22 protein-coding genes are annotated in these 20,375 nt (G+C 70.4%); 17 read left to right on the forward strand and 5 right to left on the reverse strand.

The window, feature by feature from the left end; all coding sequences use genetic code 11:
• The 4 genes from MRBLWS13_RS00005 to MRBLWS13_RS00020 all read right to left on the reverse strand — a co-directional run.
• Positions 1-548 (reverse strand): NAD-dependent epimerase/dehydratase family protein (locus tag MRBLWS13_RS00005; protein ID WP_349427051.1); only part of this gene is annotated, 548 nt, incomplete at its 3' end.
• Entirely contained in the window at positions 541-966 is a 426-nt protein-coding gene (locus MRBLWS13_RS00010) for an OsmC family protein (protein WP_331909824.1), read from the reverse strand. The genes MRBLWS13_RS00005 and MRBLWS13_RS00010, both read right to left, overlap by 8 nt.
• Positions 967-1,069: 103 nt before the next feature.
• Positions 1,070-1,681: a DUF4395 domain-containing protein gene (locus tag MRBLWS13_RS00015; RefSeq protein WP_349427052.1), complete on the reverse strand. Its 612-nt coding sequence runs from the start codon at positions 1,679-1,681 to the stop codon at positions 1,070-1,072.
• Entirely contained in the window at positions 1,674-2,111 is a 438-nt protein-coding gene (locus tag MRBLWS13_RS00020; protein WP_349427053.1) for a thioredoxin family protein, read from the reverse strand. The genes MRBLWS13_RS00015 and MRBLWS13_RS00020 overlap by 8 nt, the downstream gene beginning before the upstream one ends.
• 141 nt (positions 2,112-2,252) lie before the next feature.
• On the opposite strand from MRBLWS13_RS00020, the gene MRBLWS13_RS00025 reads away from it, so the two are divergent.
• The 16 genes from MRBLWS13_RS00025 (at position 2,253) to MRBLWS13_RS00100 (ending at position 17,714) form a co-directional block, all read left to right on the forward strand.
• Positions 2,253-3,062 (forward strand): thymidylate synthase, encoded by an 810-nt coding sequence (locus MRBLWS13_RS00025; protein WP_349427054.1) that lies wholly within the window; start codon positions 2,253-2,255, stop codon positions 3,060-3,062.
• A complete protein-coding gene (locus tag MRBLWS13_RS00030; protein ID WP_349427055.1) occupies positions 3,059-3,592 on the forward strand; it encodes a dihydrofolate reductase in 534 nt (177 codons plus the stop codon). Before MRBLWS13_RS00025 ends, MRBLWS13_RS00030 begins: the two co-directional genes overlap by 4 nt.
• 10 nt (positions 3,593-3,602) lie before the next feature.
• The gene (locus MRBLWS13_RS00035; protein WP_349427056.1) at positions 3,603-4,367 is read left to right on the forward strand and encodes an SDR family oxidoreductase; all 765 of its coding nucleotides are present in this window, start codon (positions 3,603-3,605) and stop codon (positions 4,365-4,367) included.
• Positions 4,368-4,419: 52 nt separating this feature from the next.
• Positions 4,420-5,397, forward strand: coding sequence for a 4-hydroxy-tetrahydrodipicolinate synthase (gene dapA / locus MRBLWS13_RS00040; protein ID WP_349427057.1), 978 nt, complete (start codon positions 4,420-4,422; stop codon positions 5,395-5,397).
• Between the two features lie 72 nt (positions 5,398-5,469).
• A complete protein-coding gene (locus MRBLWS13_RS00045) occupies positions 5,470-7,146 on the forward strand; it encodes a ribonuclease J (RefSeq protein ID WP_349427058.1) in 1,677 nt (558 codons plus the stop codon).
• A gap of 118 nt (positions 7,147-7,264) precedes the next feature.
• Positions 7,265-7,759, forward strand: coding sequence for a GNAT family N-acetyltransferase (locus MRBLWS13_RS00050; RefSeq protein ID WP_349427059.1), 495 nt, complete (start codon positions 7,265-7,267; stop codon positions 7,757-7,759).
• 110 nt (positions 7,760-7,869) lie between these two features.
• On the forward strand, positions 7,870-10,602 hold the full coding sequence (locus MRBLWS13_RS00055; RefSeq protein WP_349427060.1) for a DNA translocase FtsK 4TM domain-containing protein: 2,733 nt from the start codon (positions 7,870-7,872) through the stop codon (positions 10,600-10,602).
• A gap of 68 nt (positions 10,603-10,670) precedes the next feature.
• Positions 10,671-11,243: a CDP-diacylglycerol--glycerol-3-phosphate 3-phosphatidyltransferase gene (pgsA, locus tag MRBLWS13_RS00060; RefSeq protein WP_349427061.1), complete on the forward strand. Its 573-nt coding sequence runs from the start codon at positions 10,671-10,673 to the stop codon at positions 11,241-11,243.
• A 53-nt stretch (positions 11,244-11,296) separates the two neighbouring features.
• Positions 11,297-11,758: a CinA family protein gene (locus MRBLWS13_RS00065; RefSeq protein WP_349429117.1), complete on the forward strand. Its 462-nt coding sequence runs from the start codon at positions 11,297-11,299 to the stop codon at positions 11,756-11,758.
• 168 nt (positions 11,759-11,926) lie between these two features.
• The gene (locus MRBLWS13_RS00070) at positions 11,927-12,235 is read left to right on the forward strand and encodes a helix-turn-helix transcriptional regulator (protein WP_308869790.1); all 309 of its coding nucleotides are present in this window, start codon (positions 11,927-11,929) and stop codon (positions 12,233-12,235) included.
• A gap of 45 nt (positions 12,236-12,280) precedes the next feature.
• Positions 12,281-12,505: a DUF3046 domain-containing protein gene (locus tag MRBLWS13_RS00075; protein WP_349427062.1), complete on the forward strand. Its 225-nt coding sequence runs from the start codon at positions 12,281-12,283 to the stop codon at positions 12,503-12,505.
• 258 nt (positions 12,506-12,763) lie between these two features.
• Positions 12,764-13,819, forward strand: coding sequence for a recombinase RecA (gene recA / locus MRBLWS13_RS00080; protein WP_349427063.1), 1,056 nt, complete (start codon positions 12,764-12,766; stop codon positions 13,817-13,819).
• Positions 13,819-14,679, forward strand: coding sequence for a regulatory protein RecX (locus tag MRBLWS13_RS00085; RefSeq protein ID WP_349427064.1), 861 nt, complete (start codon positions 13,819-13,821; stop codon positions 14,677-14,679). Before recA ends, MRBLWS13_RS00085 begins: the two co-directional genes overlap by 1 nt.
• 107 nt (positions 14,680-14,786) lie before the next feature.
• Positions 14,787-16,337, forward strand: a complete 1,551-nt coding sequence (gene miaB, locus MRBLWS13_RS00090; RefSeq protein ID WP_349427065.1) for a tRNA (N6-isopentenyl adenosine(37)-C2)-methylthiotransferase MiaB — start codon at positions 14,787-14,789, stop codon at positions 16,335-16,337.
• Between the two features lie 7 nt (positions 16,338-16,344).
• Positions 16,345-17,295, forward strand: coding sequence for a tRNA (adenosine(37)-N6)-dimethylallyltransferase MiaA (gene miaA / locus MRBLWS13_RS00095; RefSeq protein ID WP_349427066.1), 951 nt, complete (start codon positions 16,345-16,347; stop codon positions 17,293-17,295).
• Entirely contained in the window at positions 17,292-17,714 is a 423-nt protein-coding gene (locus MRBLWS13_RS00100; RefSeq protein WP_349427067.1) for a GNAT family acetyltransferase, read from the forward strand. The genes miaA and MRBLWS13_RS00100 overlap by 4 nt, the downstream gene beginning before the upstream one ends.
• On the opposite strand, the gene MRBLWS13_RS00105 is transcribed toward MRBLWS13_RS00100, so the two are convergent.
• Positions 17,701-19,356, reverse strand: coding sequence for a cytochrome b N-terminal domain-containing protein (locus MRBLWS13_RS00105; protein ID WP_349427068.1), 1,656 nt, complete (start codon positions 19,354-19,356; stop codon positions 17,701-17,703). The two genes, MRBLWS13_RS00100 and MRBLWS13_RS00105, sit on opposite strands and share 14 nt — an antisense overlap.
• A 142-nt stretch (positions 19,357-19,498) precedes the next feature.
• On the opposite strand from MRBLWS13_RS00105, the gene dapF reads away from it, so the two are divergent.
• Positions 19,499-20,371, forward strand: a complete 873-nt coding sequence (gene dapF, locus MRBLWS13_RS00110) for a diaminopimelate epimerase (protein WP_349427069.1) — start codon at positions 19,499-19,501, stop codon at positions 20,369-20,371.
• Positions 20,372-20,375: the final 4 nt, after the last annotated feature.

Genomic DNA, 20,375 nt, shown 5'->3' on the forward strand with positions numbered 1-20,375 from the left:
GGTTTCAGCACGCCGCGCGCGTGCACGATCGGTGCGGTGCGGACGACGGAAACCCCGGCATCCGGCCCGGCGCTGAACGCCGCGGCTTCCCATTCGCCGCACAGGTCGGCGAGGAACGACTCGCCGCGCGGTGCGTCTTCCGGGAGCCGCGCACCCGGCCGGGAGCCGTAGTAGCCGACGGCCGACCCCGACACGAAGTGAGGGGCGTCCGTTCCCAGTTCCCGCACCGCGCGGGCGAGGGCGCGGGTCGGTGCGATGCGCGACCAGAGCAGCGTGTTCTTGTACTTCGCGGTCCAGGGGAATCGCCCGATGCTCGCGCCGCTGAGCCCGACAACGGCGTCCGCGCCCGCGAGCACCGCGGGATCGAGCGGCTCGGCCGTCGTCAGCCACTCGACCTCGTCGGCGGTCTCGGGCGGCCGGCGCACGAGCGTCGTCACCGTGTATCCATCGGCGCGGAGGCTCTCGACGAGCGCCCCGCCGACGAGCCCTGACGCCCCCGCGACGACGATCCGCCGACCGCCCCCGGCGGGCGGACGGCCTTCAGGCAAGCGTCGCCTCGAGGGTGATCTCGATCCCGGCGAGGGCCTGCGACACCGGGCATCCGCTCTTCGCGCTCTGCGCGATGCGCTCGAAGTCCTCGGGTTCGAGGCCCGGCACCACGGCGTTGACGTTGAGGTGGCTGCCGGTGATGCCGGTGCCCGGCTTGAAGGTCACCGAGGCGGTGGTGTCGATCGACTCCGGCGGAGTGCCGTTCTCGGCCAGCGCGAGCGACAGCGCCATGCTGAAGCACGACGAGTGCGCTGCGGCGATGAGCTCCTCGGGCGTGGTGACCGAGGTGGATCCCTCGCTGCGCGCCTTCCAGGTGACGGGGTAGGTGCCCAGGCCCGACGACACGAGGCTGACCTCGCCGGATCCGTCGAACAGTGCGCCCTTCCAGGCGGTGGTGGCTTCGCTGGTGACGGTCATGTGGGGCCTCCTCGCTCGCTCGGCGCCCGCGTGGTGGGCGTCTCGCGTCAGCCTAACCGCGACGGATGCCGTGCCGCGACGGTTCGGCCGCGACGGCGTCTCGTCAGGCCGAGGCCGGGCGGGCGCGACCGACGATTCCGGCGCGCTGCAGCAGCAGATACAGCTGGCAGCCCAGGCACAGTCCGAAGACGGCGTTGAGGAAGGCGGCGACGAAGGCGGCCGCGGCGGCGATGGTGAGAGCCCACGGCACGCCGAGCAGGTGCAGCGCGAGCCCGATGACCGACACGAGCAGACCGACGCCCTGTGCGAAGCGCGGCGGGCGCGGGTCCTCGAGTTCCGTCGGAGGCGCCAGGCGCGGCGCGACGACGGTGCGGTACAGCGCGCCCCAGGGCGCCGTGCGGGGTGAGAGGACTCCCCAGAGGAACAGCAGGGCGATCACGAGCAGGAGGAGGAACGCCGGGTCCAGGAATCGCTGCGCCGGAGACGCGAACGTGATGAGCCAGGCAGGATGTCCCGCGACGAAGGCGAAGTCGACGGACCCGACGAAGCCGAAGGCGAGGGTGTCGCCGAGCTGCGCCGTCGACAGTCCCGTCAGCCCGAGGAAGACGTCGATCAGCAGCAGCAACGCGGTGATGCCCGCGACGAAGCGCGGACCGCGCGGGTCGATGCCGCGCTGCGGTCGCCGTCCGGCGGCGGCATCCGCTCGCTCAGACATTCGCGTCCTCGGAGATCAGCCGGTTGAGCTCCAGTTCGAGCACGTCGCGGCTCGGGGCGCCGCCGAAGCGCGTCTGCACGACCCCGTCGCGGTCGAGCACGAGCGTCGTCGGCGTCTGCAGCACGTGGAAGTGCTTGGCGATGTCGGGGCGGTGCGTCAGATCGACGTCGAGGTGCCGCACTCCCGGATGGCCGTCCGCGATGTCGGCGAGTGTCCGATGCACACCGGGGCAGCGCGCGCACATCTCGGTGCTGAACTGCAGGAGCGTCGCGACTTCGCCGAGTCCGTCTGCGCCTAGCCGGGCGGGCTCGATGACCTCGTGTGCGACGTTGTGACGTGCGCGAGGCTGACGCCACTTCACGAACACGCCGATCGCCACGGTCGCCGCGAGGAGCGCGGCGAGGGCGATGAGGGCTCCGACCAGGGTCACAGCAGATCAGGCTAACCCCTTTCGCCTGCGTACGGGCCGAATGCACCGATATGTCGCCTCCGTCGTAACACGACCGTCGCGTGAGCCCGTCGCGGCGCGGCCCCGACCCGCGCGGCGCGGGCCGCCGGTATCGTGGCAGCCGTGACGACGCCGATCCCGACCCCGTACGAGGACCTGCTGCGAGACGTGCTCGAGAACGGCACGCATAAGGACGACCGCACCGGCACCGGCACCACCAGTGCCTTCGGACGCCAGATCCGTTTCGACCTCTCCCAGGGCTTCCCCCTCATCACCACCAAGCGCGTGCACTTCAAGTCGATCGCGTACGAACTGCTGTGGTTCCTGCGCGGCGAGTCGAATGTGGGCTGGCTGCAGGAGAACGGCGTCACCATCTGGGACGAGTGGGCGGATGCCGACGGCGAGCTCGGCCCCGTCTACGGCGTGCAGTGGCGGTCGTGGCCGACGCCGTCGGGGGAGCAGATCGATCAGATCGCGCTCGTGCTCGATCAGATCCGTGCGAACCCGGACTCCCGGCGCCTGATCGTCTCGGCATGGAATCCCGCCGACATCCCCGACATGGCACTGGCACCCTGCCACGCGCTGTTCCAGTTCTATGTGGCTGACGGCAGGCTGTCGTGTCAGCTCTACCAGCGCAGCGCCGACCTGTTCCTCGGTGTTCCCTTCAACATCGCCTCGTACGCGCTGCTGACCCTCATGGTGGCCCAGCAGGCGGGCCTCGAGCCCGGCGACTTCGTCTGGACCGGCGGCGACTGCCACATCTACGACAACCACCTCGAGCAGGTGCGCGAGCAGCTGACCCGCGAGCCGTATCCGTACCCGACGCTGCGCATCGCCCGCACGCCCGCCTCGATCCTCGATTACCGCTACGACGACTTCGTGCTCGAGGACTATCAGCACCACCCTGCGATCCGCGGCGCCGTCGCGGTATGACCTCTTCGATCGGCCTCATCTGGGCCGAGGCGCACGACGGCGTCATCGGCGCGCAGGGCGGCATGCCGTGGCACGTCCCTGAAGACCTGGCGCACTTCAAAGCCCTCACGCTCGGTGCGCCGGTCGTCATGGGACGCCGCACGTGGGAGTCGTTCCCGGCGCGATTCCGCCCGTTGCCGGGCCGGCGCAACATCGTCATCACCCGCCAGGAGGAGTGGGCTGACACCGGCGCCGAGCGGGCCGGCTCGCTCGAGGCCGCTCTCGCCGTCGCCGCCGAAAGCCGACCGGAGCGGATCTGGGTGATCGGCGGTGGGCGGCTGTTCCGCGAGGCGATCGATCTCGCCGATCTCCTGGAGGTCACGGAGCTCGATCTCGAGGTGCCCGGCGACACCCACGCACCGGATCGGCGCGGCTGGCGGACGACATCGGTCGACCCGACCGAGGGGTGGCACACCTCGCGCACCGGCATCCGCTACCGCTTCCTGCGGCTGGTGCCGGAGCATGAGCGCGCCGCTCGCCCGCCCCAATAAGCTGGCGCGCATGGCGAAGACGGCGCTCATCACCGGTGCGAGCTCGGGGCTCGGCGCGGAGTACGCGAGGCAGCTGGCGGCGAAGGGCGCCGACCTGGTGCTCGTCGCCCGCGACAGGCAGGCGCTCGAGCGCCTCGCGGTGGGCCTGCGCTCGACGTACGGCGTGGAGGTCGAGATCCTCGCCGCTGACCTGCTGAAGGCCCGCCAGCGCGAGAAGGTCGAGGCGCGCGTCGCCGACGAGACGCGGCCCATCGAGGTCCTCGTGAACAATGCCGGGTTCGGGCTGCCGCTGGCATTCGAGGCGAATGACATCGAGGACGAGGCCCGCCACCTGCACCTGCACGTCGAGGTGCCGATGCGGCTGACGCATGCCGCGCTGGGCGGGATGCTCGCCCGCGGCCACGGACGGATCGTGAACGTCGCGTCGGTCGCGGCATTCATCCCGCGGTCCACGTACGGCGCCTGCAAGGGCTGGCTCGTGAGCTTCAGCCGCTGGGCGAACGGACGCTACGGGCCGCGGGGCGTCACGGTGACGGCAGTGTGCCCCGGCTACACGCACACGAGCTTCCACGAGCGCCTCGGCCTCGCTCCGGGCGAGGAGGGGGTGTCCGACCTGATGTGGCTGGACGCGCGGGACGTGGTCGCGGAGTCCCTGCGCGACGCCGCCCGCGGCAGGGCGGTGTCGATCCCGTCCCGCCGGTACAAGGTACTCGTCGCCCTCGCACGCTTCGCGCCGCCCTCGCTGGCGGCCCGCATCGGCGAGCGCGGGCGCTAGAGGCCGGGACCGGCCGCGCGCGGCGGGCGCGGCATCCGGATAATCTGAAGTCATGACGCATACGGGCAACCCTTTCGGACAGGTGCTCGTCGCGCTCGTCACCCCCATGACGGCCGACGGCGAAGTCGACTGGCCCGCTGTCGAGAAGCACATCGACGACGTCATCACTGCGGGCGCCGACGGCATCGTCGTCACCGGCACCACCGGTGAGACGTCGACCCTCACCGACGCGGAGAAGATCCGCCTCGTGGAGGTCGGAAAGGATGTCGCGGCCGGCCGGGCGAAGATCATCACGGGCGGCGGGTCGAACGAGACCGCGCACGCGATCGAGCTCTACAAGGCCAGCGAGAAGGTCGGCGCCGACGCCATCATGATCGTCACGCCGTACTACAACAAGCCCACGCAGGCGGGCATCCTCACGCACTTCCGGCTCGTCGCCGACGCCACCGATCTGCCGGTGATCCTGTACGACATCCCGGGCCGGACCGGGGTGCCGATCAGATACGAGACGATCCTGCGCCTCGCCAAGCACCCGAACATCCTCGCCATCAAAGACGCCAAGGGCGACTTCAGCGAGGTGAGCCGCGTGCTCAACCAGACCGACCTCATGTACTTCTCCGGCGACGACGCCAACGTGCTGCCGCACCTCTCGATCGGCGCCACGGGGCTCATCGGCGTGACCGCGAACATCGCGCCCGCACCGTATAGAGCGATCGTCGACGCCGTGAACGCCGGCGACGTGAAGACCGCGACCGCAGCCCACATGCAGCTGGAGCCGCTCGTGCGCGCGGTGATGACGCATGTTCCCGGCACCGTCTCGGCGAAGTACATCCTGCACGGCCTCGGCCGCATCGGGAGCCCGCGCGTGCGCCTGCCGCTCGTGGGGCCCGAGGAGTGGGAGGCCGCCAAGATCGAGGACGAGCTCGCCCTCGTCACGGATGTGCCCGGCGCGGACTTCTCCAACTTCCGCCCCGACCGCAACGCCGCCGCCGGCGGTGCCCTGCCCAAGGTCTCAGGCACCACGAGATGACGACCGTGCCGTCGCCGATCGGGCGATGGCACGCTGATGAACGGATGCCGTGCATCCGGAGGAGGCTTCACAATGCCCACCACCCCGTACGACCCGCCCGAGCTCGCAGCCGGAACCCTCCGGGTCGTCCCCCTCGGCGGCCTGGGCGAGGTCGGCCGCAACATGACCGTCTTCGAATACGGCGGCAAGCTGCTGGTCGTGGACTGCGGCGTCCTGTTCCCCGAGGAGCACCAGCCCGGCGTCGACCTGATCCTGCCGGACTTCGAACCGATCAAGGGGCGCCTCGACGACATCGTCGGCGTCGTGCTCACCCACGGCCACGAGGACCACATCGGCGCGGTGCCGTACCTGCTGAAGCTCAAGAGCGACATCCCGATCGTCGGCTCCGGCCTGACCCTCGCGCTCACCGAGGCGAAGCTCAAGGAGCACCGCATCCGGCCGTACAGCCTCACGGTGGCCGAGGGCCAGCGAGAGAACCTCGGCCCGTTCGAGCTCGAGTTCATCGCGGTGAACCACTCGATCCCCGACGCGCTGGCCGTCGCCATCCGCACACCGGCGGGCACCGTGCTCGCGACCGGCGACTTCAAGATGGACCAGCTTCCGCTCGACGGGCGCCTCACCGACCTGCGGGCGTTCGCGCGGCTGGGGGAGGAGGGCGTGGATCTGTTCCTCGTCGACTCCACGAACGCGGACGTGCCGGGGTTCACCCCTCTGGAGCGCTCGATCGGACCCGTGCTGGATCAGGTCATCGGCAAGGCTCCGCGGCGGGTGATCGTGGCGAGCTTCTCGAGCCACGTGCACCGCGTCCAGCAGGTGCTCGACGCCGCGGCCGCCCACGGCCGCCGCGTGGCGCTCCTCGGCCGCAGCATGCTGCGCAACATGACCATCGCCGAAGACCTCGGCTACCTCCACGTGCCCGAGGGCGTGCTGATCGACTACAAGAAGGCGCGTGACCTCCCCGAGGACCAGATCGTCTACATGTCGACCGGCTCGCAGGGAGAGCCGATGGCCGTGCTCAGCCGCATGGCGAACCTCGACCACGCGATCGAGCCCGGGCCCGGCGACACCGTGATCCTGGCGTCGAGCCTCATCCCGGGCAACGAGAACGCCGTGTACCGCGTCATCGACGGGCTCACCAAGCTCGGGGCGACCGTCGTGCACAAGGGCAACGCCAAGGTGCACGTCTCGGGCCACGCAGCCGCCGGCGAGCTGCTGTACTGCTACAACATCCTGAAGCCGAAGAACGTGCTGCCGGTGCACGGCGAGTACCGCCACCTGATGGCGAACGCCCGCCTCGCGCAGGACACCGGGATCGCGCCCGAGCGCACATTCCTCGCCGAGAACGGCACCGTCATCGATCTCAAGGACGGCGACGCGCGCATGGTCGGCCAGCTCGACCTGGGCTTCGTCTACGTGGACGGATCGACCGTGGGCGAGATCACGGATGCCGACCTCAAGGATCGCCGGATCCTCGGCGAAGAGGGCTTCATCTCGGTGATCGTGGTCGTCGATGCCTCGACCGGCAACGTGATCTCGGGGCCGGAGGTGCACGCCCGCGGCTTCGCCGAGGACGACGCCGTCTTCGAGGACGTCAAGCCCAAGATCGCCGCCGCGCTCGCCGAGGCCGCCAAGTCGGGCGTCCGCGATCCGCACGCGCTGTCGCAGATCGTGCGCCGTACGATCGGCCGCTGGGTGAACCAGTCGCTGCGTCGCCGGCCGATGATCGTGCCGCTCGTGATCGAGGCGTAGCCCCCTCGCCCAGGGACCGGGTGTTCCGGGGCTGCGCTCTGCGCGCGCCGGAAGGCGATGCGTCGATCGGTCAGCGCCCGTTATCGCGTCGTAACGTGCGCGCCGTAGCATCGGCCTCGTGGCCTCTTCGTTCCGCATCCGTCCCGCCGTGTCGGCAGACGGCGTGTTCCTGGGCGACATGGTCGTCGAGGCGGCGAACTGGCGGCAGGGCGGCGCACGGCCGCGGCACGAGGTCATGAGCGGGGCGGATCACCGGCGCTACGTCTCCGGCTGGATGCGCCCGGGCGACGCCGGCTTCGTGGCGGAGGACCTGAACGGCGAGCCCGTGGGCGCCGCGTGGTATCGGATGCTTCCCCGCAGCGATCCGGGGTTCGGGTACGTCGGAACGGGTGTCCCGGAACTGATCATCGGCGTCCGCCCGATCTTTCGGGCCCACGGCGTCGGGCGGGCCCTGCTGCAGCGGCTGTGCGAGCACGCGGGCACCCAGGGCTTCGCGCGCATCAGCCTGAGCGTCGAGCGCGGCAATTTCGCGTCGACGCTGTACCGCAGCGAGGGCTTCGCCGTGACGCAGAGCGGCTCGGGTCGCGACACGATGGTGAAGCGGCTGCGCTGACCCTGCGGGGCGCCCACGGCGCGATTCGGCAGCCGTCCACGACGCCGCGCGTCGATGGCCGGGCGGCGTGGTTGCGCGGAAATGTCGGGCCGCCGCCGTAGCGTGGAGGGATGGCCAGGAGCTCAAGCCCGACCAAGGGTTCGCGCGCGTCTTCGAGCGCGCGTTCGAACGCGTCGTCGACGGCTCGCAAGCCCGCAGCCGCCAAGCCGGCCCCCGCGCCCAAGCGCTACGTCGATCAGCCTGAGCGGCCCCCCGTCGTCGTGCGGGCCTGGCTCGGCCTCGCCCACGCGACCGGCGGCCTGTTCCGCGCCTTCGGCCCCGAGACGCTCGAGAAGGACCAGCGCCGCGACGGCTTCCCGTTCCTGCTGGTGCTGCTGGCGGTCGCCGGCGCCGTCAACGAGTGGTTCTTCATCGGCAGCGAGGTCGCGAAGACGATCAGCGCCTACTCGGTAGGCGCACTCATCGGCCGTGAGGCCTTCGTGCTGCCGGTGCTCCTGCTGATGCTCGCGGGCTGGATGTTCCGGCATCCCTCGTCGGTGCACGACAACGGCCGCGTCGGCATCGGCTTCGGGCTGCTGCTGGTCACGATCGCCGGTTTCTGCCATGTCGCCGGGGGTCGCCCTCAGCCGAGCGAATACCTTCCCGCGCTAAGCGCGGCGGGCGGGCTGTTCGGATGGATGCTGGGCGAGCCGCTCGCCATCGTGCTGACCGACGTCGGCGCGTACATCGTCCTGTCCCTCCTGGCAGTCCTCAGCGTCCTGATCATCACCAAGACGCCGCCGAACCGCATCGGACGCCGTCTCGGCGAGCTGTACGCGTGGATGTTCGGCGCCGAGCCGCGGGAGGAGAAGGCGACGGATGCCGCCGCCGACGCCGTCCGGGAAGACGAGGGCGATCCGTCGATCCCGTTCTGGCGTCGCAACAAGACCGGCCGCGAGAAGGACCCTGAGGGCGGGCTCGGATCCCAGGACCTCACCGAGCTGCTGCCGGCGGGCTCGGCGCAGGGCGGATTCGAGCAGGCCATCGTGCCGCCTGTGACACCGCCGCCCGCGCCGGCTGCGGACGCGCTCACCGAGGTCATCGATCCCGCCGTGCTGTCGGCGGCCAAGGCGGCCACCTCGTCACGCACGTCGTTGCGCGACGACGCCCAGGTCATCGAGGACGACGGCACCCTTCCCGGCCTCGACGGCATCGGCTCGAGCACCGCGGTCGACTCGCCCTCGGCGCCCTACCGGCTGCCGTCCGTCAACGCGCTGGCGGCGGGCTCGCCGCACGTGGCACGCTCGCAGGCGAATGACGACACTGTCCGCGCGATCACCAGTGTGCTCGACCAGTTCTCGGTCGATGCGCGGGTGACGGGCTTCTCGCGGGGTCCGACAGTGACGCAGTACGAGATCGCGCTCGGCCCGGGTGTCAAGGTCGAGCGCATCACCGCCCTCACCAACAACATCGCGTACGCGGTCGCCTCGAACGAGGTGCGCATCCTCGCGCCGATTCCCGGCAAGAGCGCGATCGGCGTCGAGATCCCGAACATCGACCGCGAGATCGTGACGCTCGGCGACGTGCTCCGCTCGACCACCGCCACCAACCAGACGCATCCCATGACGATCGGCGTGGGCAAGGACGTCGGCGGCGGCTACGTGGTGGCCAACCTCGCCAAGATGCCGCACCTCCTGGTGGCCGGCTCGACCGGTTCCGGAAAGTCGAGCTTCGTCAACTCGATGATCACGAGCCTCCTGATGCGCGCCAAGCCCGCCGATGTGCGCATGGTGCTCATCGACCCCAAGCGGGTCGAGCTCACGTCGTACGCCGGTGTGCCGCACCTCATCACCCCCATCATCACGAACCCCAAGAAGGCCGCCGAGGCGCTGCAGTGGGTCGTGAAAGAGATGGACATGAGGTACGACGACCTCGCCTCCTTCGGCTTCCGCCACATCGACGACTTCAACAAGGCCGTCGTGGCCGGCGAGATCACCCTTCCGCCGGGCAGCGAGCGCGTGCTGAAGCCGTACCCGTACCTCCTCGTGGTGGTCGACGAGCTCGCCGACCTGATGATGGTGGCCCCGCGCGACGTAGAGGACTCGATCGTCCGCATCACCCAGCTCGCCCGGGCCAGCGGCATCCATCTCGTCCTCGCGACGCAGCGACCGTCGGTCGACGTCGTCACGGGGCTCATCAAGGCCAACGTGCCCTCGCGGCTCGCGTTCGCGGTGACCAGCGTCACCGACTCCCGCGTGATCCTCGACCAGCCCGGCGCCGACCGCCTGATCGGCCAGGGAGACGGCCTGTTCCTGCCGATGGGCGCCTCGAAGGCGATCCGCGTGCAGGGCGCGTGGGTGAGCGAGAAGGAGATCGAGTCGGTCGTCAAGCACGTGACGAACCAGGCGCGTCCCGAGTACCGCGCCGACGTGGCTGCCGTGGCCGAGAAGAAGGAGATCGACGCCGACATCGGCGACGATCTCGAGCTCCTGCTGGCGGCCGCCGAGCTGGTGGTGTCGAGCCAGTTTGGGTCGACGTCGATGCTCCAGCGCAAGCTGCGCGTCGGCTTCGCGAAGGCCGGACGTCTCATGGACCTCCTCGAATCGCGCGAGGTCGTCGGCCCTTCCGAGGGATCGAAGGCCCGCGACGTGCTCGTGACCGTCGAGCAGCTGCCGTCGGTGCTCGCGCGCATGCGCGGCGACGATGTGCCCGCCGCGGCGCCGGCAGCGCCCGCCGCTCCTCCCGCCGCACCCGCGGACGATCGGTACGGAACGGATGCCGTGGGCTCCCAGTACGACGGCTACCCCGTGGTCGAGGGCGAAGACGGCTCCGAGGACGCGTGGGGGCTCACCGGCCGCGACTGAGCGGCCGCGATCCATCGGCCGCACTCGGGTGGGCTCGTCCGTGCCGTGGGCGCCGATAGGCTCGGGCCATGGCGATCCCCCGGCAGCTGCCCAACGCGATCACGATCGTGCGCATCCTGTGCGCGCCGGTCTTCCTGTGGATGCTCCTCGCCGACGGGGGAGCGGACGGGGCGCTGCGCTGGTGGGCCGCTGCGCTGTTCATCGTGGCGATCGCGACAGACGGGATCGACGGCTACCTCGCGCGCAAGCACGACATCGTGACCGATCTCGGCAAGCTCCTCGATCCCATCGCCGACAAGGTGCTCACCGGATTCGCGTTCATCGGACTGTCGATCCTCGGCGAGCTTCCGTGGTGGATCACGATCGTCGTCCTGATCCGCGAGATCGGCATCACGGTCTACCGCTTCATGGTGGTGAGCGACCACGTGCTCGCCGCGGCCTGGATGGGCAAGCTCAAGACTCTCGCCCAGGGCGTCGCCCTGTCGCTCGCGCTCCTTCCGCTGTGGACGCTCGTCGGCGACTGGATCTTCTGGGTCAACGGCGTGCTCATGACGATCGCGGTGATCCTCACGATCGCCAGCGGCATCGACTACATCGTCACAGAGCTGCGGGCCGCGCGCGCCAAGCGGAGCGGTGCGTGACGGACACCGCAGCCGGCCGGCCGGCGAGCGGGCGCGAGGCGGCGCCACCGGGAATTCCTCATGCTGCTGCGCTGCTGGGTCGGCTGGCCGGACGAGGCTGGTCGATCGCGGCGGCCGAGTCGCTGACGGGCGGGCGCGTCACGGCCTCGCTCGTCGATGTGCCGGGCGCCTCCGCGCACGTGCGCGGAGGGATCGTCGCCTACGCCACGGACGTCAAGGCCAGTCAGCTCGGCGTCGATGCCGCACTGCTGGCCGAGCGGGGACCGGTGGATCCCGATGTCGCCGCGCAGATGGCGCAGGGCGTGCGACGCGCTCTGCGCGCCGACGTCGGCCTCGCGACCACCGGTGTCGCCGGTCCTGATCCGCAGGATGGCCGGCCGGTCGGCACCGTCCACGTCGCCGTCGCGACGCCCGAGAGGGTCGTCGTATCGTCCCTCGCACTGTCCGGATCGCGCGACGAGATCCGCACGCAGGCCGTGCACCGGGTGCTCGAGCTCGCGCTCACCGTGGTCTGAGGCATCCGGGATCCGTCGCTCCGGCTCCGGGAACAGAAGGTGTTTCGTCTCGGTTACATTCGGTGATTCCCACCCATTGCCCAGTTGTCGGGATTAGATTGGCATCATCCGGTGCTGTACTGTTGGGCACCCGGAAGACGGTGGAATCAGAAGTGAGGAGGGGCCCTGATGATCCTGGTACGTCAAGAAATCGGTGAAGTGCTTCGTGATTTCCGCCAGCAGAAGGGGCGCACCCTCCGCCAGGTCGCCAGTCGCGCGAGTGTCGCGCTGGGCTATCTGAGCGAGGTCGAGCGCGGCCAGAAGGAGGCCTCGAGCGAGATCCTCGCCTCCGTGGCCGAGGCTCTGGACGTCCCCATCTCGACGATCATGCGCGAAGTCGGCGATCGCATCTCGGTGCTCGAGGGAATCCAGACGTTCCCCGACGTGGTCCCCGACGACCTGGTCGCCTCGGTCGACGCCGAGCTCTCCCTGCGCTGATCCGGCCTCCTCGCCTGCAACCGACCTGAGGAACCGACGATCGCCATGCGACGCAGTGAGTTCGACCGCGCGGTCGCGGACGAATTCGGCGCGCGTGCCGGCGTCGTCGTGACCGATCTCTTCCTGTCGAAGGTCGGCGGACGCACCGCCGCGCAGGCGATCGCGGCGGGCGTCGACCCGCGCGAAGTCTGGCTCGCGCTGTGCGACGAGCTCGACGTTCCCGCCGAACGCCGCTACGGCGTCGGCCGCCTCGAGCCGCGTCGTCGCTGACCCGCTCCGCCCCCTTCTCGGCCGGGCCGCTCTGCGGCGTGTCATCGAATAAGTGTTCGATTACGGCGTAGGCTCCTGCACAGCAGGTGTCGAGAGCGTGTTTTCCACGGACGCGGACGGAGCGAAGACGGATGTCGGAGCCCCTCCCTAACGTGGGCAGCGTCGAACGACACCTCACGCCTTGTCGCAGCATCCGTCCCACCGGGCCGGAGCGCGACAGCCTACAGGCGACGGAACGCGAGCATAGAGGAGCACGTCATGCCATCACCCGTTGACCGCGAGAAGGCCCTGGAATCGGCCCTCGCCCAGATCGACCGGCAGTTCGGGAAGGGCTCGGTGATGCGCCTCGGCAGCGACGAGCGCGCTCCCGTCGAGGTCGTGCCCACCGGCTCGATCGCCCTCGATGTCGCCCTCGGCATCGGCGGGCTCCCGCGCGGCCGCATCATCGAGATCTACGGCCCGGAGTCGTCGGGTAAGACGACGCTCACCCTGCACGCGATCGCCAATGCACAGCGCGCGGGAGGCATCGCCGCGTTCATCGACGCGGAGCACGCCCTCGACCCCGACTACGCGCAGAAGCTGGGCGTCGACATCGACGCGCTGCTCGTGTCGCAGCCCGACACCGGTGAGCAGGCACTCGAGATCGCCGACATGCTGGTGCGTTCCGGCGCCATCGACCTCATCGTGATCGACTCGGTCGCGGCGCTCGTACCCAAGGCCGAGATCGAGGGTGAGATGGGCGACTCGCACGTGGGTCTGCAGGCGCGCCTCATGTCGCAGGCGCTCCGCAAGCTCACCGGTGGTCTCAACCAGACCAACACCACGATGATCTTCATCAACCAGCTGCGCGAGAAGATCGGCGTGTTCTTCGGCTCGCCCGAGACCACCGCGGGCGGCAAGGCGCTGAAGTTCTACGCATCGGTGCGTCTCGACATCCGTCGCATCGAGACCCTGAAGGACGGCGCCGAGGCGGTCGGAAACCGCACGCGCGTCAAGGTGGTCAAGAACAAGATGGCGCCGCCGTTCAAGCAGGCCGAGTTCGACATCCTGTACGGCGTCGGCATCTCGCGCGAGGGCAGCCTCATCGACTTCGGTGTGGAGCACGGCATCGTCAAGAAGTCCGGCGCCTGGTACACCTACGAAGGCGAGCAGCTCGGCCAGGGCAAGGAGAATGCCCGCAACTTCCTCATCAAGAACGCGGACGTCGCGGCCGAGATCGAGTCGAAGATCAAGACGAAGCTCGGCATCGGCGTCCCCAAGGGTGCCGTCGAGGGCTCGGTCGAGGACGAGCTCGCAGCGCGCCGGCCGGCCTGATGGTCCGATTCGTCGACAGCGGGGACGAGTCCGACATCGAGACCGACGACGGACTCGCCCCCGTGACCCCGCTCTTCGGCGGCGGGGGAGCACGTGCGTTCCCGAAGACCGCCGCCGAGGTCCAGCAGGCGCTCGAGGATCGCCTTCACACGCCTGTCGACGATTCGCCCTTCCCCGGCGCGGCAGCTGCGGTGAGGAGCGATCCGACCTCCGGGAATGACCAGGAGCGAGCCGAGCCCCGGGATGCCCCGCCGACGGCGGGGGAGGATGCCCCTCCCATCGACCTGGCCGCAGAGCGTGCGGGCAGGAAGCGCTCGCGTGGTCACAGCAGATCCCGCGAACCATTGGATGGCGACGCCGACGCCGACGCGGCGGCGACTGCCGAGCGCGGTCTCGTGAAGAAGCTTCGCGGCAGGCAGCTGTCGGTGTCGGAGGCGAAGACGTACCTCGGCCAGCACGACCTCGACGGCGACGCCGTCGGTGCGATCCTCGACGCCTTCCTCGAGCGCGGCTACCTCGACGACGCACGCCTGGCCGAGCAGGTCGTGCACGCCGGAGTCGACCGCAAGGGGCAGGGGCGCCAGGTCATCGCCCAGAGCCTCGCCAAACGAGGCGTGCCTCGCGACGTGGCAGACGCCGCGCTCGCGGAGCTTCCCGACGACGACGCCGAGCGCGCACTCGAGTTCGCGCGGGCGAAGGCCGGATCGCTGCGTGGGCTCGAACGCGACATCGCACTGCGTCGCCTGGCAGGACAGCTCGCACGGCGCGGATACGGCGGCTCCCTGGCGTTGAACGCCGCGCGCACGGCGCTGGAAGAGACGACGCGTCCCGCCGGCCGCGTGAGGTTCGAAGAGCGCTGAGCGGGCGCCGGCGCACCCGTCCGACGTCGCCCGCCGTTCGCCGACGCGGCGGGCACGGCATCCGTCCAGACTCCCTGCCGGCGCGCGGCTCGTAGAATGGCGACATCATGTCTTCGCCTTCCGCTTCCCCGACTCTCATCGCGCCGTCGCCGGCCGCGAACGACGTCGATGGCCGTGCCCGCACCTACGAGGTGCGCACGTTCGGCTGCCAGATGAACGTGCACGACTCCGAGCGCCTCTCCGGTTCGCTCGAGAGCGCCGGCTACGTCCGCGCAGAGGCCGGCGAAGAGGCCGACGTCGTCGTCATCAACACCTGCGCCGTGCGCGACAACGCCGCAGGCAAGCTCTATGGCACGCTCGGCCACCTCAAGTCGCGCAAGGACAAGCACGACGGCATGCAGATCGCCGTCGGCGGATGCCTGGCCCAGATGGACAAGGACGTCGTCCAGCAGAAGGCGCCCTGGGTCGATGTCGTCTTCGGCACGCACAATATGGGGTCGCTGCCGAGCCTGCTCGAGCGCGCGCGCCACAACGGCGAGGCCGAGCTCGAGATCCTGGAGTCGCTCGAGATCTTCCCGTCGACCCTGCCCACGAAGCGCGACAGCATCTACAGCGGCTGGGTGTCGATCTCGGTGGGCTGCAACAACACGTGCACGTTCTGCATCGTGCCCAGCCTGCGCGGCAAGGAGAAGGACCGTCGCCCCGGCGACATCCTGAACGAGATCCGCCTGCTGGTCGACGACGGCGCGATGGAGGTCACGCTCCTGGGTCAGAACGTCAACTCGTACGGCGTCGAGTTCGGCGACCGTCAGGCCTTCGGCAAGCTGCTGCGCGCGGCGGGTGAGATCGACGGCCTCGAGCGCATCCGTTTTACGAGTCCGCACCCGGCCGCCTTCACCGACGACGTCATCGACGCGATGGCCGAGACCGCGGCCGTCATGCCCCAGCTGCACATGCCGCTGCAGTCCGGCAGCGACCGCATCCTCAAGGCGATGCGCCGGTCGTACCGCAGCGAGCGGTTCCTCGGCATCCTCGACCGGGTGCGCGCCAAGATGCCCGACGCGGCGATCTCGACCGACATCATCGTCGGCTTCCCCGGCGAGACCGATGAGGACTTCGAAGACACGATGCGCGTCGTCGAACAGGCGCGCTTCGCGAGTGCGTTCACGTTCCAGTACTCGATCCGCGAGGGCACGCCGGCGGCCACGATGCCTGACCAGGTGCCGAAAGAGATCGTGCAGGAGCGCTACGAGCGCCTGATCGCCCTGCAGGAGCGCATCTCGCTCGAAGAGAACCAGAAGCAGCTCGGTCGCGAGGTGCAGGTGCTGGTCTCGATGGGCGAGGGCAAGAAGGATGCCGAGACGCACCGGCTCACCGGTCGCGCCGAAGACAATCGCCTCGTTCACTTCGAGGTGCCCACGGGGTCCGAGATCCCGCGGCCCGGCGACGTCGTCTCGGTCGTCGTGACGCACGCCGCGCCGTTCCACCTGCTCGCCGACGCACCGGACGGCGTGCCGCTGCGCATCCGCCGCACCCGCTCCGGTGACGCGTGGGACCGTTCGCAGGCGGAATCCTGCGGCGTGCCGACATCGGCAGGCGACGCCGGCGCGCCGCGCGCGGTGTCGCTGGGACTGCCGACCCTCCGCATCGGCGTCTGACCCGACCGTGAGCGACGGCCCCTCCGCAGACGACGCTGCGGCCTCGCAGCCGCGGCTGTGGGCCGTGGTCGGCGCGACGGGGACCGGCAAGACCGCGCTGTCGCTCGATCTCGCCGAGGCCCTGGCCGCGCGCGGTCGGGGGGTCGAGATCGTCAACGTCGATGCGATGCAGCTCTACCGCGGCATGGACATCGGCACGGCCAAGCTCCCCGAGGCCGAGCGGCGCGGCATCCCGCACCACCTCTTCGACGTGCTCGAGGTCACCGACGACGCGGCGGTCGCCTGGTATCAGGATGCCGCGCGCACCGCGATCCGCGAGATCCACGGCCGCGGCGCCGATGCGATCCTCGTGGGCGGCTCGGGGCTGTACGTGTCGAGCGTGCTCTTCGACTTCCGCTTCCCGCCCCGCGACGAGCAGCTGCGGGTCCGTCTCGAGGGCGAGCTGGACGCTCACGGCCCCGGCGCCCTCTACGCCCGCCTGCGCGAGCTCGACCCGGCCACCGCGGCCAGGGTCGATCCCCGCAACGGACGCCGCATCGTGCGCGCACTCGAAGTGCTCGAGCTCGGGGAGCGCACGCACGGCGCGGCGCTTCCTGAAGAGCCGGTGCTGTGGCACGCGGCGACTCGCGTCGTCGGCGTGGCGGTGCCCCGCGACGAGCTGGTCGTCCGCCTCGACGCCCGCGTCGAGGCGATGTGGCGCGACGGGATCCTCGACGAGGTCCGCGCGCTGCGTGAGAGGGGGCTCGAGCGCGGCATCACCGCGCGGCGCGCGATCGGCTACGCGCAGGCGCTCGCACAACTGACCGGCGAGATGACCGAGGCCGAGGCGATCGCCGAGACCCAGGCGCTGACCCGCCGGTACGCCCGCCGTCAGGTCTCATGGTTCCGGCGCTACGACGCGCTGCGGTGGGTGGAATCCGGAGCGGATGCCGCTGGCCTGGCAGACTCGTCGGCATGAGCATCGCGATCCGGCCCTTCGAACTGGCCGACACCGAGGCTGTGGTGTCGCTGTGGCAGGCCACGGGCCTCACCCGCCCGTGGAACAACCCCTACCAGGACATCAACCGCAAGCTCTCGGTACAGCCGGAGCTGTTCCTCGTGGCCGTCGCCGCCGGCGCGATCGTCGGCTCCGTCATGGCGGGATACGACGGGCACCGCGGATGGCTCTATTACCTCGCGAGCGATCCCGCCCGGCGAGGGGAGGGCATCGGACGCCGCCTCGTCGAGGTCGCCGAGGAGCGGCTCCTGGAGCTGGGCTGCCCCAAGGTGCAGCTGATGGTCCGCCCCGAGAACAACTCGGCGCACGGCTTCTACGGGGCGCTCGGCTACGAGACGTTCGAGACGTGGGCCACCGGAAAGCGTCTCATCGCCGACTGACAGGCGCCTCGAGCGCTCGCGTGCTGTCACGCGGCTCGTGATCGGCGGGCTCGGCGTCGATGCGGCCCCCGTCGTAGTACCTGCGCATACCCAGGCGCAGGCGACGCGTGAGCGGACCCGCCTCGCTCGCGATCGGCTCACGAGCGCTTCCCGTCGGATCGTCCGGCATCGCGAGACGAGCCCGCTCGGTCTCGTCGAGTGGCTGGTGGATCTCGACGTACTCGCCGCCCGGGAGGCGGACGATCCGCCCGGTCTCGTAGCCGTGCCGGAGCAGGCCGGCGTCCTTCCGCTGCAGACCGAAGCAGACGCGGCGAGCGATCGTGAACGCCACGGATGACGCGACGATGAGCGCCACCTGCAGCGCGGTGATCACGTGCTCGATCCTCACCGAGAACGCGGTGGCGATGATGTCGGCGCCGCCCGCTGCCCAGAGCACCGCCACGAACACCAGACCGGCGACGCCGAGGCCGGTGCGCGTCGGCGCGAGGCGCGGCCTGTCGAGGAGGTGGTGGTCCCGACGGTCGCCCGTGACCCACTCCTCGAGGAACGGGTATGCGGCGACGATCGCGAAGAAGAGGCCGATGACGGCGAGCGGGGCCAGGATCGCCATCGTCCAGGTGCGGTCGAGCCACACGAACTCCCAGCCCGGCGGCACCAGGCGCAGGGCGCCGTCGAGGAACCCGGTGTACCAGTCCGGCTGGCTTCCCGCACCGGCGTTGCCCGGGTCGGCGGGACCATAGAGCCAGATCGGGCTCACCGTGACGGTCGCCGAGATGAGCAGCAGCACCCCGGTGACGACGAGGAACAGCCCTCCCGCCCGGGTGGCGGCTGTCGGGACGAGAGCCACGCCGACCACGTTCTCGCGCGTGCGGCCGCGACCGGGGAACTGCAGCGGGCCGTGCCGCCACGCGGCGAGGGCGAGGAGCGCGACGAGCGCGAGGAGCGCCACGGGGAAGACCACGATGTGGAGCGGATACAGGTTCTCGATGATCCGACCCGGAAAGGGTCCGCCGAAGAGGACGGACGCGAGCCACGTGCCGATGACCGGGATGCCGAGGAGGATGCCCTCGACGATCCGCAGGCCGGTGCCCGACAGCATGTCGTCAGGCAGCGCGTAGCCGCTCCACCCGCTCGCAAGTGCGGCGATCAGCGCCAGGAGCAGCAGCACCCACATGGCACGCCGGGGCCGTCGGAAGGCGCCGGTGAAGAAGGTCGTCACCAGCTGCACGGTGATCGCGGCGGGTAGGAGGAGTGCTGCCCAGTGATGCGCCTGTCGCAGGACCGCGCCGCCCGGCACGTCGAACGTGACGTGCATCGTCGAGGCGAACGCCTTCGACACCTCGGTGCCGTGAAGGGGAGCGTACGACCCGGCGTACACCGTGCCCTCGCTCGACGGTGTGTAGAAGAACATCAGCAGGATGCCCGTCACCGTCACGACGACGAGGGACCCCAGCGTGACGGCCCCGAACACGTTGGTCCAGTGGGTGGGGACGCGGCGGCGACGGAGCTCCGCCCAGGTGCCGTCGATGCGGTGACCGAACACGGTGATGCTCCCGAGGCGCTCGGCGAGCCGGTCGGTCCGCGACCGGCGGCGCCCGTCCTCGCCGCGAGCCCGGTCGGTCTCGATCGCGATGCCGCGCATGCTGTCTCCTCCTGATGGTCCTGCCCACAAGACACCGCGGCGTGCCGGGATGTGACAGCGACAGCGACAGCGCCGGCGTCAGCGCCACCGACAGCGACCGCAGCCGCGGAGGAGGGAGCGCCGGCGACCGTAGACTGTGACGATGCCGCAGACGATCGCGTTCACCAAGGGCCACGGCACCGGCAACGACTTCGTGATCGTCCCCGACCCCGATGGCGCGCTCGACCTCACCGACGACCAGGTCGCCGTGCTGTGCGACCGGCGCTTCGGCATCGGCGGCGACGGCATCCTGCGGGTGGTGCGGGCGAGCGCGATCGCCGAGGGAGCCGACGCGGCGGCTTCCGGAGCCGAGTGGTTCATGGACTACCGCAACGCCGACGGCTCGAAGGCCGAGATGTGCGGCAACGGCATCCGGGTGTTCGCCCGCTACCTCGTGGATGTCGGCTGGGCCGACGTCGATGCTGCACCGCTCGCGATCGGCACACGGGCCGGCGTCAAGACCGTCACCCGCAGCGATCGCGGCTTCGAAGTCGACCTCGGCCGGTTCGCGGTCGACGACTCGGGTGTGCTCATCCGCACCCGCGGCGGTGGAGCGCCGCGTCCCGGCATCGGGATCGACGTCGGCAACCCGCATGTGGTCGTGGCGCTCCCCGACGACGCCGAGCTGGAGGGCCTCGACCTCGCGGCGCAGCCGCAGCTGCACCCGGAGCCCCCGCATGGTGCGAACGTCGAGTTCGTCGTGCCCAGCGACCCGCTCGTGCGCGACGGCGTCGGGGCGATCCGCATGCGCGTGTTCGAGCGCGGAGTCGGCGAGACGCTGAGCTGCGGCACGGGCGTCGCGGCCGCGGCGCTGGCCGTGCGGCACTGGGCGGGTCCCGCCGCGCCCGACCACTGGGTCGTGGACGTTCCCGGCGGCACGCTGGGCGTGCGGATGCCGGAGCTCGACGGCGAGCGGCACGTGCTGCTGTCAGGGCCGGCGACCCTGGTCTACACGGGCGACGTCACGCTCGCGTAGCGGC

The sequence above is a fragment of the Microbacterium sp. LWS13-1.2 genome (assembly GCF_040144835.1).
Classification (GTDB): Bacteria; Actinomycetota; Actinomycetes; order Actinomycetales; family Microbacteriaceae; genus Microbacterium.